General features: G+C 37.9%; 10 protein-coding genes. 4 read left to right on the forward strand and 6 right to left on the reverse strand.

All coding sequences use genetic code 11. The features are described 5' to 3' along the window. Positions 1-247: 247 nt before the first annotated feature. Genes CA2015_RS20520 through mnmA form a run of 3 tightly spaced genes read right to left on the reverse strand, consistent with a single transcriptional unit; the run spans position 248 to position 3,734 of the window. Positions 248-1,741: a M28 family peptidase gene (locus CA2015_RS20520; RefSeq protein ID WP_048644659.1), complete on the reverse strand. Its 1,494-nt coding sequence runs from the start codon at positions 1,739-1,741 to the stop codon at positions 248-250. Positions 1,742-1,777: 36 nt separating this feature from the next. After that, positions 1,778-2,503 (reverse strand): pseudouridine synthase, encoded by a 726-nt coding sequence (locus CA2015_RS20525; RefSeq protein WP_048643591.1) that lies wholly within the window; start codon positions 2,501-2,503, stop codon positions 1,778-1,780. A 1-nt stretch (position 2,504) separates the two neighbouring features. Then, entirely contained in the window at positions 2,505-3,734 is a 1,230-nt protein-coding gene (mnmA, locus tag CA2015_RS20530; protein ID WP_084012048.1) for a tRNA 2-thiouridine(34) synthase MnmA, read from the reverse strand. Positions 3,735-3,838: 104 nt separating this feature from the next. On the opposite strand from mnmA, the gene gndA reads away from it, so the two are divergent. Next, positions 3,839-5,737 carry an NADP-dependent phosphogluconate dehydrogenase gene (gndA, locus tag CA2015_RS20535; protein WP_048643592.1) on the forward strand — a complete coding sequence of 633 codons (1,899 nt, stop codon included), beginning with the start codon at positions 3,839-3,841 and terminating at the stop codon, positions 5,735-5,737. Between the two features lie 150 nt (positions 5,738-5,887). Here gndA and CA2015_RS20540 read toward each other — a convergent pair whose 3' ends face one another. From CA2015_RS20540 to CA2015_RS20550, 3 genes are read right to left on the reverse strand one after another with little or no spacing between them, the layout of a single operon-like run. Further along, a complete protein-coding gene (locus CA2015_RS20540; protein ID WP_048643593.1) occupies positions 5,888-6,199 on the reverse strand; it encodes a hypothetical protein in 312 nt (103 codons plus the stop codon). Next, entirely contained in the window at positions 6,196-7,509 is a 1,314-nt protein-coding gene (locus tag CA2015_RS20545; RefSeq protein ID WP_048643594.1) for a PepSY-associated TM helix domain-containing protein, read from the reverse strand. Before CA2015_RS20545 ends, CA2015_RS20540 begins: the two co-directional genes overlap by 4 nt. 55 nt (positions 7,510-7,564) lie before the next feature. Then, positions 7,565-10,024: a TonB-dependent receptor gene (locus tag CA2015_RS20550; RefSeq protein ID WP_048643595.1), complete on the reverse strand. Its 2,460-nt coding sequence runs from the start codon at positions 10,022-10,024 to the stop codon at positions 7,565-7,567. 325 nt (positions 10,025-10,349) lie between these two features. On the opposite strand from CA2015_RS20550, the gene CA2015_RS20555 reads away from it, so the two are divergent. The 3 genes from CA2015_RS20555 (at position 10,350) to CA2015_RS20565 (ending at position 13,332) form a co-directional block, all read left to right on the forward strand. Then, positions 10,350-10,811: a GbsR/MarR family transcriptional regulator gene (locus CA2015_RS20555; protein WP_048643596.1), complete on the forward strand. Its 462-nt coding sequence runs from the start codon at positions 10,350-10,352 to the stop codon at positions 10,809-10,811. Positions 10,812-10,884: 73 nt separating this feature from the next. After that, positions 10,885-12,246 (forward strand): TolC family protein, encoded by a 1,362-nt coding sequence (locus CA2015_RS20560; protein WP_048643597.1) that lies wholly within the window; start codon positions 10,885-10,887, stop codon positions 12,244-12,246. A gap of 36 nt (positions 12,247-12,282) precedes the next feature. Beyond that, entirely contained in the window at positions 12,283-13,332 is a 1,050-nt protein-coding gene (locus CA2015_RS20565; RefSeq protein WP_048643598.1) for an efflux RND transporter periplasmic adaptor subunit, read from the forward strand. Positions 13,333-13,335 lie beyond the last annotated feature (3 nt).

A 13,335-nucleotide genomic window follows, 5' to 3' on the forward strand; every position in this document is an offset into this window, starting at 1 on the left:
ATTATTTCGATAGAGCAAAATTAGATCAAAAATTGAAACATTTGGTTGAAGAGTAAAAAGTCCTTCAGAAGGCATTTCGAGGACAAATACAAAATTGGATTTAAAATTTATCCGATTTTGTATTAAATTATTTGACTTGCAGTAAGTAAAGTGAATGTATATAGCTATAAAATAAGCCCTGTTTTTCAGAAAACAGGGCTTATTTTTTTTAAAGGAAGTACGATTAAGTAGTTTCTAATTTACTTGATCAGTAATCTTTCCCATACAATTCTTTTGCTGCATTTTCATATTTGTCCCCTTCTACCCAAAGTGGCTTTTTCGGGTCATTGGCTATACTTTCAGCAGAAAGTATATAAGACTTCCAGTACTTTAGCGCATAGTCCAAATCAAAGTTGTCTACATGATCAGTAACTTGATGGTAATACTTTCCTATTTCTGCGTCGAATGCGGTAAATCCCAAACTAAAAGTAGGAGCGGGGATGCCTTTTTTGGCAAAACTAACATTGTCAGAACGATCGTACAATCCTTGTTCAGGGGCAGGATCTGAAATTGCTTTAAGCCCATAAGCCTTAGCTGCTTCCGAGATATGATGATCTACCGAAGACCTACCCATACCAATTACCGTAACTAGACTTGTGTCGTTATAGCCTCCATTGTCAATATTAAGGTTGAAAACAATTTGTTTCAATGGCAAAGGAGGATTGTCTGCAAAGTAAGAAGAACCAAGTAACCCTTTTTCTTCAGCAGTCCAGGCACAGAGTAAAATCGATCTTTCCGGAGGATTTTTACCAAAATAATTGGCCGCTTGAAGCAAGGCTGATGTTCCTACTGCATTGTCTCTTGCACCATTGTAAATGGAATCACCTTCCGCATTGGGTTTGCCTATTCCCAAATGATCGTAATGTGCAGAAAGCATTACATACTCATCCTTTAATTGAGGGTCTGTTCCTTCAATTACAGCTACAACATTTCTTCCCCTAATTTTTCTATTGATTTTGCCTTTAATATCAATCTCCATTTCATTTTTTCCATTGGCAATGGTTTTAATAATGTCACCTTTCAAGTCTTTCAACCATAAATAAGGTAAAGTATCATCATTCTCAGGATCAATATCTATGGTCAGTTGGGATTTATTTAAATAATTCACCAATAAGCCCCATGGAGTGGTTGGTACATTGTACATTTCTACCAGACCAATAGCTCCCTGGGATTTGGCAATAGCAAGTTTCTCTCTTCCAGCCTTAAAAAGCTCGGTTGGGGTCATTCTGTTAGGTGCTCCAACTCTGACGATCACCCATTTACCTTTAACATCTTTATTGGCATAATCCTCTTCAAATCCGTAGCCTGCAACAACCATTTCAAATTCACCTGAAATATCATCACCACCCAATACTAAAAGGTCTTGCCCATGCTTAAACTTGGAACCCTTCCATTTCATTGAGCCAACGGTAGGAGGAGAGGAAGCCACAAATGGAACATATTGGTAATAGGCATTTAGGGAATTCAAGGGACTTGCCCCATACTTTTCAAACTGATTCGCGATATAGTAGGCCGCAATGTCAATTTCAGGACGAGCAGGATCCCTTCCTTTCAATTCATCTGAAGCAAGGAATTTAAAATGAGAAAGTGCTTCAGCTCGTTCTATGGCCTTATCTATTCCTTCTTTTTGAGCCAAAACTAAAGTGCTTGATAAGGCAAAAGTTATTAGCATAACTAAAAGAGATAAAGGATTTGGGTTCATCTTATTCATTTATGTTTAAGTTAAATTTATACATTATTAAATAGTGGTACTCCTCAATTCTTTTATGGACCAATTGAGCTGGTTCATGGTTTTTTCAAAATGTACAGGAACCACGGCTGAAATAGTCAGTGCCTGTTTGGTAAAAGGCTGGGTAAAGTCCAGTTGCCAGGCATGTAGTAGCATATTGGCAAGATCAAATTGTCTTGCAAAGAACTTATTCTGCCTATTGTCCCCATGGGTAGTGTCTCCTATGATATAATGTCTCAAATGAGCAAAATGCCTACGGATTTGATGCATCCTTCCTGTATGAGGATAAATTTTCGCCAGAGAATACCTACTTGTACTGTATCTTCCAGAAGAAGCATAGGGGATCTCAGAACTCCCTAATTCCCAGTATTCAGTACGTGCCTCCTGAAGCACAAATTCCATGTCCTTGGCTAAAGGATGGTCAATTATCCCATGTGATTCAGGTAAATACCCTCTTAGTATTGCCAGATAATATTTTTTAATGCTGTTGTCAAAGAATTGAGGTTGAAGCATTGAAGCTGCTCTAGAGCTTTTGCCAAAGAGTAAAACACCGGTAGTTGGCCGGTCAATTCTATGCATAGGATAAACTTTATAGCCAACTTGTTCTTCCAGTAATTGCACAGCAAATAGGGCCTCTGGATCTTTCTCCAGAGGTGTTTTGTGAACCAATACTCCAGCAGGTTTATTTATGGCTATGTATTCCTCGTCTTCGAAAATAATCGGGAGTTGAACCATCCTAATAAATTACACCAGATCCAATGGCCTCTTCTCCTTCATACCAGGCCACAAATTGACCGGAAGCTATTCCTCTCTGAGCATTGTCAAACAATACATACAAGCCATCTTCTCTCATTAGTAATGTAGCTGTAGACAAAGGCTGTCTGTACCTAATGCGGGCAAGGTAAGTAGCTGTTTCACCAACTTTTAATGTTTTATCTGGTCGGATCCAGTGGATGTCATCTTTTTTAACATGAAGTCCATGTCGCAGAAGACCGGGGTGATCCTCACCCAAGCCAGTATAAATTATATTTTCAGTAGTGTCAGTGGCTATAACAAACAGCGGTTTACCCGTTCCACCTACATTCAAACCTTTGCGCTGCCCTATCGTGTAGTAATGAGCCCCATTGTGCTCACCAACTTTTTCACCCATGTCGGCAGTATACTGTAGTGGCCAACAGATTTCTTCCAATTGAGCATTGTCCAAGTCTTCATACTCAATGCCTGCAGGAATTCCATGTCCGGCATATACTTCAGCATTGGCTGGAATGGACAAAATATTTCCTTTTTTAGGTTTCAGTTGTTGTTGCAGAAAGTCGGGAAGTTTTACCTTTCCAATAAAGCACAATCCCTGACTGTCTTTTTTCTCGGCAGTGATCAATTCTTCCTCTTTGGCAATTGCCCTGACCTCAGCTTTTTGCAAATGGCCAATAGGAAACAGTGCCTTGCTCAACTGCTCTTGGTTCAGTTGACACAAGAAATAACTTTGGTCTTTGTTAGGATCTGCCCCGGCAAGGAGTCTGTACATAGGATTACCGTCTATACTTAGCTCTTCTTTTTGGCAATAATGTCCAGTGGCCACAAAATCAGCTTTAAGTTTAGTGGCAGCCTTTAAGAAAATGTCAAATTTTATTTCTCGATTACAAAGTATGTCTGGATTAGGGGTTCTACCAGCTTTGTATTCAGCAAACATGTATTCAACAATTCTTGTTTTATAGTCTTCACTAAGGTCAATGGCCTGAAAAGGTATTCCCAACTTTTGGGCTACCAACATGGCATCAGTACTGTCTTCCACCCAAGGACATTCATTGGAAATCGTAACCGATTCGTCATGCCAATTTTTCATAAACATGCCTATCACCTCATAGCCCTGTTCTTTCAACAAGTAGGCGGTAACAGAGCTATCTACACCTCCTGAGAGACCTACTACTACTCTTTTCTTACGCTGAGTCATATTCTGTTTTTCCATGAACGCAAATTCCATCTATAACATCCAACAATATTGATATGGTTCAATTAACAAAATTAGCCATTTAAAATGGTTTGATCCGGCTGAATTTCATATTTTCGTCTATGATTATAATTGTTTATGGGGTTACGGGTTGCGGAAAAAGTACTATTGGTCAATTATTGGCAAATAAAATGGGAGTACCATTTTTAGATGCAGATGATTTCCATCCCAAAGCCAATAAAACCAAAATGAATGCGGGTACGCCATTAGAAGACGAAGACAGGATACCATGGCTAAACAATGTCGCGGAAAAGCTAAAACTTTGTTCTCAGGAGAAAGGGGCTGTTTTGGCCTGTTCTGCCTTGAATGAAAAATACCGAACCATTCTAAAAGTGGTACCAAATATACATTGGGTACTTTTGGAAGGAAGTAAATCGCTCGTTGAGAAAAGATTAGGGGCTAGGGTTGGACATTTTATGAACCCTGCCTTATTGGATTCTCAAATGGCTGCATTGGAGGTGCCTGAATATGGGAGAAAGGTAGCTATTGATAATGCTCCCGAACTTATTGTAAAAAACATAATGAAAGATATCAAAACAATGGAAAATTTGGCTGATTTTGGTGTGATTGGAATGGGTGTAATGGGGAAAAGTCTGGCCTTAAACCTAGCCGACAAGGGCGTAAACCTATCTATTTACAATAGGTATGTGGAAGGTAAAGAAGAGCGTGTTGCTGAGAAAGTCCTTGAAGAAAACCCTGACTACGATAATATTCAGGCCTTTGAAGAAATCAAACCTTTTATCTCTTCACTTTCCTCACCGAAATCAATATTGTTAATGATACCAGCAGGCACTGCGGTAGATTGGCAGATCAATGAACTGATTCCCTTATTGAACCCTGGTGATATTCTGGTAGATGGAGGGAATTCATTTTATAAAGACACAATCAGAAGAGCCGAATTATTAAAGGAAAAAGGTATTCTATTTGTAGGTACTGGTGTATCAGGTGGTGAAGAAGGGGCAAGAAGAGGTCCTTCAATTATGCCAGGTGGAGACAAAGACGGCTTCACTAAAATTGCACCTTATTTGGAGAAAATTGCTGCCAAAGACTATCAAGGCAAACCATGTGTAACTTACACCGGCCCAGGAGGAGCAGGGCATTTTGTAAAAATGGTGCACAATAGTATAGAATACGGAGAAATGCAGGCCATTTCGGAAGTGTTTTACCTGATGCGTAATTATTTGGAGCTTTCTCCTCTTCAAATTGCGGATATTTTTGAGAAATGGATGGACAGCGACCTTGCCAGTTATTTGTTGGAAATTACCATTGACATCCTAAGGAAATACGAAGATGGAGAACCTTTAATAGACAAAATCCTAGACCAGGCGGCACAAAAAGGAACTGGTGGATGGTCAGTAAATACTGCTCTGGAATATGGAGTACCTTATGGAGTGCTTTCTGAAGCGGTTATGGCCAGGAATCTTTCTGCCAGAAAAGGACTTCGAATGATTTCTTCAGGCTTGTATAACTTAGAAAGATTTACTGGAATTGAAGATTTAGAGAATTTTCTAGACAAACTACAAGCGGCTTACCAGGCAACCAGAATTATAAATCATGAAGTTGGATTTTCATTGATGTTGGAAGTTTCAGAAAAGAACAATTGGGCACTTAACTTCTCTGAAATTGCAAGAATTTGGACAAGTGGCTGTATCATCAGGTCTAAACTGATGGAAGAGTTGGTGGATATATTTAAAGAAAGCAACCATATTTTGCTTAACTATGAAGCGATAACTGCCTTAAAAAGTTACCAAGGTGATTTGTCTTATGTGGTAGGTCAGGCTTTGCAAAATGGATTTCCAGTGCCAATATTATCCAATGCGATTAACTATTTCCTGGGTGTAACTACAGCCAATTCAGCTGCCAGTTTGATTCAGGCACAAAGGGATTATTTTGGTGCCCATACCTATAGGAGAAATGATGGAGACCCAGATAAAGCCCATCATACCCAATGGAAAGATTAATTGGATTAGTTGGCATTTGGAATAAGTAATGTTTTTAAGCAAATTTGAGAGAATTTGGTAGTATTGTTGGCTTTTTTCTTAAGCAATACCACCAAATACAGTCCTCAATTTATTACCTAACTTTGCTTAGTACAGAATTTGGGATTGGGGTTAGAACAAAAGGAAGAGCCCTATTGCCGATAAACTTGCGATAATAAGACAAAATATCCTTCTTTTTAAAATTACCGCCACAAAACAGCAAACCGTAAATGCAAAATATCCCAAGCCACTTTTCCTCGTAGCCGCCAGGAAATTATCTGTACTTTCACCACTGATGTTGTAGTAGGGATATAAAAAGTTTTCAGTGGCGACATTTCTCCATTCATTCCAATAAAACACACTGACTATAAGAAAGATAGATCCAAAGGCCAAAAGCAATGGTATAAGGTAATGTTCGGTTAGCTTATCTATTTGATTACTCATGCAGGTTGATTTTTTATTGTTTCCTTCCTGGAAACTGAGATTAGCTTTTTGATTATGATGAAGATAATAAAACCATAGAAGGCCAAACCTACAAGTATAGATGGAATACCTAAACCTATTTGAGTACTCATAATCCCAATGAGAATAATGGTTCCAAATATACCTAAGGTCCATTTTATCAGTAGTGGTTTTATAGGAATGACTTCGCCCATTTGAGATTTTGATTTTCTGGTTCGTTCCAAATAAATAATGAATCCGCTAAGGGAGAGAAAGCCGGAACTTAAAGCCAAAAGACAATAGAGAAACTTTAAAGGTAAACCTGCGAAATCGCCAAAATGAAAGGATTCCTGAACGAAATATAGTTTTGAACCAAAATCCTGATCATCAATATTGTACTTGAAAAGAAGACTGTGGTCCTGTTTATCAAATACAAGCTTGTTAGATCGCCTTTCATAAGCCTGACCTGGAACGTTGCCTAGAACCTGAACAATCCCTTCTCCATTCGTTGTGGGACGGATAAACCAAGGGATCATGTTTGGAAATGCTATTCTGGAATTCTCATAGATCGCATCAAAGTCCAATTGGTAGTTGAGGTCATCCTCGGCATCTAAAACTTTTTCAGAACGGGTAAAGCTATTTGGTTGCTCAATATTTAGTCCCAACATCAAATAGGCCTGAAGGCCTAACCAGGCACCAGTGATGCCTATCATCAAGTTAAAGGCAAGTGAACTAATGCCCACCAATTTATGAATATCTGCCTGTGTGATTCTAAGTTTGCTTTTCCTAATCTTGCCAAAGGGTTGTTTTTTCATAAACTTCCCATATATCAAAAGACCGGTGATGGTAGACAAAAATAGGGCTATCCCAGCTAGACCTACGATTTGCCTACCGTAATAGGCTTCATAAAACCGTACATGTATATTCCTTAAAAAGTAGCTGAACGATTTAAAGTAATTGCGTTCTCCTAGAATTTCTCCCGTGTGGGGATTCACAAAAATCTCCCAAATCATTGGGTTTAGGCTGCTTTTTTCCTTTGGCATCATCCGAATAATCCAGGTGTCTAAATTGCCCTTTGGCATCTCCACTTCAAAAAGGTATTTGTCGGGATGAGAAGGCAATACTTTATTCACCGCCGCTGTTAGAGAAGCCTTTTCAGTACTGTCTGCTGCCTTGGTGAGTTCGGGGTTAAGCAAGCGGTCAATTTCTGGTCGGAACAAAGCAGCCGCACCTGTTATACTTAGAAATACGATTATTATTCCTGTATAAAGGCCCAGCCAATTGTGAATTTTCCAGATAAAATTTTTATTCATTTTTAGAATATAAAAACCTTTCCTGAAATGTTTCAGGAAAGGTTACCTTGTTCAATTAAAAGATATAGGAAATCGTTGTCATTGCATTTCTCGGGGCTCCAGGGAATGCTCTCAGGTAATCATATCCGCCTACCCAATGGGTTTTATCGAATAGATTATTGACATTCATTTGAATCTGGAACCTATTCATCTTGTAATACACAGCGGCATCAAACAACTCATATCCTGGAAATATTGGTGGGTTATCTGTAGCTCCCAAAGAACCAAATCGCTCGGAAACAAAATTGGCACCAAAACCAAAGCCAAGTCCTTTGAATTGCCCTTCTTTGATCAGGTATTTGGTCCAGATGTTTCCTGTATTTCTTGGTGCATTGGGCTTTTGTTTGCCGATCAGGTTTTCATCTTCATTTTGTGTAATTACGGCATCATTAAAAGCATAGCTAGCAGTCAAACTCCAATTTGGTGTAATATTACCTGCCAAGTCTATTTCAAAACCTTTAGAAACTTCTTCACCGTTCTGAATAAGTAAATCAGGCTGTCCGGGCTCATTTGCATTGAATAGGGAACCCCATTCAGTTAGGTGGTAAAAGGCCAAACTTCCACTAAATTTACCGTCAAACCAGTCTGATTTGGCTCCTATTTCATTCAGTTCACTGGTCAAAGGATCAAAAGGACCACCCGCATTAGGATCATTGATCACTGTGGCTGTCTGAGGTTGGTAACCTTGCACATAAGTACCATACACATTTAAATGAGGATTAATGGTGTAAACCAATCCCACCCTTGGTATCAACGCATTTTGGGTAACATTGTCCTCAGTGCCTACTTTATAATCCAATACATCCCGGTAGTACTCCTGCCTTAGGCCTAGTAAAATTTTGAAATCACCAATGGTAGCTTGCTCTTGAATATAAAAGCCATGTGAATTTAATTTTGAGGGCGCAAAATTACTGGTAGTGTAAATATACTTACTCATGTCCCTCATTTGATTGGCAAAAGGGTCGGTAAGGTCAAAATGAGCTACAATTGGAACTGGATTTCCTTGTCCATCTAACAAATAAGCTTCTTTGTTCTCAGGATTGTATGAATTGATTGAGCTTTGTCCATCAGCACTGTAATAACCTCTTGCTGCTAATTGAGAACCTCCTGGTAACAAAACCTGCTGAAAGTAATCATATCCTACCAACAGTTGGTGTTCAATTATAGAAGTTTCGAAATCAAAATTAAAATAGTTGCTGAAGTTATTATTGCTCCAATTTCTTTTTCTAATGCCTACCCGCATGCCCACTTTTTCAGGGTCAATACTTCCATCTCCCAAAACAGCAAAAACATTATTGGAACGGTGTTCCAGAAGGTCTTCTGCATAGTTGGATCGCATATATACCGAATTAAAGCTAATATTTTGAGTAAATTGGTGATTCAAGGAGATGGTGGCATTTACACTTTCTTCTTTGAGGTAATCATCCACCGCATTTAAAGCTTTGGTAATTGGAACAGAAAAAAGATCTCCATTGCCAAATACAGCCTGCCCTCGGTCCAATCTTCCATCAGATTGTTGGTACACAATGTCCAGGTTTAACCTCGTTTTATCAGAAGGCAAGAATGAAAAGGAGGGAGCTACAACCAAATTCTTGTCATACTGCAAATCCCTGAAACTTCCGGAATTTTCGTATCCCAGATTGAGTCGATAAAGCAAAGTTTCATCTTCAGTCATGGGACCAGTAAAATCGCCTACTACACGGAAAGTATTGAAACTACCTAGTGTTGAACTAACCGATTGTCTTGATTCTTTTAGAGGTTTTTTTGTTACCCTATTGATGGTACCACCTGCAGAGGCATTGCCAAAAAGCGCGGAGGCAGGGCCTTTTATCACTTCCACGCGTTCTATATGAGGAATAAGTTGTTGTTTCCAAAAACTTGTCATGGCTCGCATGCCATTGACCAGGTTGCCAGATGTTTTTTGACCTTGAATTCTGTGACCGCGAATTGTGATGTCATTGTAGAAAGTGAATTGATTCACCCCACTTATATTTTTGACCACATCATTCACCCTGAAAGCACCCTGATCTAATGCCAGTTCTTTGGTAACATAGCCTATAGATTGTGGTACATCTTTCAACGCTGTTGCTGATTTTGTACCAATAAAAGAGGAATTATTTCTATATGAAGTCTCTGATCGGCCAAGAATTTCAACCGTCTGTAACGTTACTTCACTTTCTTTTAAATTCACTTCCAAATGGATAATTTGTCCGGGTTTTAAGGCCAGGTCCTTTACTTGTTTAATATAGCCAAGTGAACTAAATGACAATTTAAGGGGACCTGATGGAACTGCTTTAATAATGAAATCACCATTAAAATCTGTGATTGTGCCCAATTGTGAGTCCACAACCATTACATTAATAAATTCAAGTGGTTTTCCTTTTGTATCTTTCACAGAGCCTGTTATTTCTCCTGTCTGTGCCAATAAAGGTAGGCTTGTAAACCATAGTAAAACGAAAGGTAAAATATATTTCATTGCTTATTATTTAGAATTGTTCTTAACAGTGGCAAAAATAGAAGCAAAAATTTAAGATGCCAAGAATTTATTAATATTATTTAGAATAAATCTAATTAATAATAAAAATTTCTTATTTATGGGATGTACAGATTAAAATGCAATTTGTTACAGGGAAAAAATCAGAAATCAATTAGTATTGATTTCATATTAAGGACCTCATGATGCTTGGGCTTACACCATGAATGGGCTAAAAAAATATTCTAAATTTTGGTTCATTAAATTATGAACCAACAAAACCTTTTGTATCTTTGTGGCGTTAATAGACTCAAATAACGAATACAATATGACACTGACCACAGATCAACAACAGATTATAGAAAAAATTGGGGTTTTTTTCGAGAAGAAAGGAAATCAACCAATTCTTGGTAGAATCATAGGCTTATTGATGGTTATTGAGGAAGCTGAAGCCACATTTGAGGATATTCAGAATGCCTTATTTGTAAGTAAAAGTGCTGTTAGTCAAGCTTTAACACTTCTACAAAGTCAAAATAAAGTGGAATACATCACTAAACCTGGTGAAAGAAAAAGGTATTTCAGATTGAAAATCCGCAATTGGAAAGTGGATATTCAAGAAGACATGAAGGGAGTATTTAAGTTTAATAATATAGTAGAAGAGATCATTTCTACGAGATCTGATTCTAATATGGAATTTAATTCTTATTTAATTGAAGTTTCCAATTTCATGAAATTCATGGAAGCTGAATTACCAAAATTGGTAGAAAGGTATAAAAATCAACTGAAATAATATTTTTTTATCTATTTGGTTCATAAAATACTGAACAAACTATTATTTACTGAATATAATATAATTTAATAAAATGAAAAAACAAAACTGGATTCCCCTTATATTAACGCTTTTCTTGGGGGGCGTGGCCAATGCTCAGGAAGCAAGGGACGATGGATATTCTCTAAAAGAGTGTATAGAGTTAGGATTAAAAAACAATATTGAAATCAAAAAATCAATGTTGGATGAGCAGGAAGCTGGTTTTCAAAGGAAAGAAATTACAGGTTCCGGGTTGCCCCAACTAGAAGCATATGGCACCTATAATAATTTTATAGATGTCTATCCTCAAGGTATTCCGGGAGGAGTGCTAAACCCAAATTCAGACCCAAATGGGGTAGATGTTATTTCCTTTGGAGTACCTCAAAGCCTCAAGGGAGGATTTAAAGTTAATCAACTTGTTTTCAGTCAGTCTTACCTTATAGGATTGAAGGCAGCCAGAACTTCTGAAGAGTTTTATCGATTGATGACTGCCATGACTTCTGAGGACATCATTTATGATATAGCCCTTAATTATTATAGTGTTATTGCCACTGAACTTCAAAAAATCAACCTCGAGGCGAACCATGATAAGCTCGTTAAATTGGAAGGGATTCTAAAAGCCCAATATGAAAATGACCTTGCCAGGAAGGTGGATTATAATAGGGTGAAGGTTAACCTAACAAGTTTGGAAACTGAAATGGACAATCTGGAAACCCTGATTGAACAAAGAAGCAATTACTTAAAGTTGGTAATGGGTCTCCCTGTAGCATCAGAATTAAAACTGACAGCTTATGATTTTGATCAAAATAGCAATTCATTACAAGTTTTGACTATGGATCCGGATTTAAGCAACCGGTATGATTTGCAGGTATTGGACAAGCAACAGGAATTGCATGCTCTAAACATCAAAAATATCCAATCCGGATATTATCCGACGATTGCTACCTTTGCTGATTTGAATTACAATGCCTTTTCAAATTCTTTTGATTTTTTATCCAGTAGTCACCAATGGTATAGGGGCTCTTTGGTTGGCATACAATTGAACATTCCGATTTTCGATGGATTTCAACGCAAAAACAAAATTGCACAAGCCAAGATTCAAAGTGAAAAATTGAGACATGACCAGTATTTAGCAGAACAAAATGCAGAAGCCTCTTATTTAAATGCCGTTAAAAAAATGAAAAATAGCCTGAAAAGTCTGGAAGCTCAACAATCGAATCTGATTCTTTCTGAAACAGTATTTGATGAAACCAACCAGCTTTATCGAGAAGGCTTATCTCCTTTAACAGATGTATTGGATTCTGAAACAGCCTTAAGAGAAGCTAGGGCAGCTTACTTTAGTCAGATAATCAATGTTAAAACTGCAGAAGCAGACCTCTACCAATCAACAGGTCAGATAGAGAAGATTGCCCAATAAATTAAAAAGAACTTAAAGATATTGTCACAAATAATTATGAAAAAATTAATCACACCTATAGTAATTGTATTCCTAGCTGGAGTAATCGGCTTTACACTTTATAAAAACAAGGAAGAAATGGGAGTCAAAGCTGAGCAAGCGATGAAGACCAGTGAATTCATACCAGTGAGAACCCAATTGATTACAAAAACATCGAATTCTATTTCATTTACCACCAATGGTACTTTTATACCTAGCCAAGAGCTAATCCTAAAATCTGAAGGCAGTGGTAAAGTTGTAAGAATATTGAAAGACAAAGGAGATTATGTCTCCAAAGGAGATGTAATAGCCAGACTTGACGATGAATTGTTACAAGCTGAGCTTTCAATAGCAGAAACAAAATTTCAGCAATACACCAGAGATCTGCGTAGGTATGAAAATCTAGCTGGAACAGAAGCCATAACCGAAAAGCAACTTGAAGAAATTCAGAACGCTCATAAAATGGGGGCTTCTGAAATTAAGATGATCAAAAGAAGGTTGACCAATACTGTAATCACTGCCCCTATCTCAGGCTATATCAATGAAGACTATATTGAAATCGGTACTTTAATGAACCCAGGAATGGATGTAGTAGAGATTGTAAACGTGATGCCTTTGAAATTGGTGGTCCAGGTAGCAGAAATGGAAATCGCCAATATCAAGGTGGGAGATGAAGTTCAGGTTAAGGTAGGAGTGATCCCTGACCAAGAATTCACAGGGAAAGTTTCTTTTACCAGTAGTAAAGGTGATGCTTCTTTAAAATACCAGGTTGAAATTGAATTGGAGGACAGTTCTGATAAAATCAAGCCAGGGATGTTTGCTTATGCGACCTTTGACTACCCTGCTCAAGATGCAATATTGATAGAAAGAACTTCTTTGGTAAGAGGAGTGAAAAATCCGGAAGTCTATACTCTGGAAGACGGAAAAGCGACTTTGAAGAAAATTAAAATCTCTCAGTTGGGTGATAGCAAATTGGTGCTTTTGGAAGGATTGTCCATTGGCGACAAGGTGATCACTTCTGGTTTGATCAATCTTAAGGATGGAATGGCTGTAACCGAACTACAATAGAAA

The sequence above is a fragment of the Cyclobacterium amurskyense genome, assembly GCF_001050135.1.
GTDB classification, from domain to species: Bacteria; Bacteroidota; Bacteroidia; order Cytophagales; family Cyclobacteriaceae; genus Cyclobacterium; species Cyclobacterium amurskyense.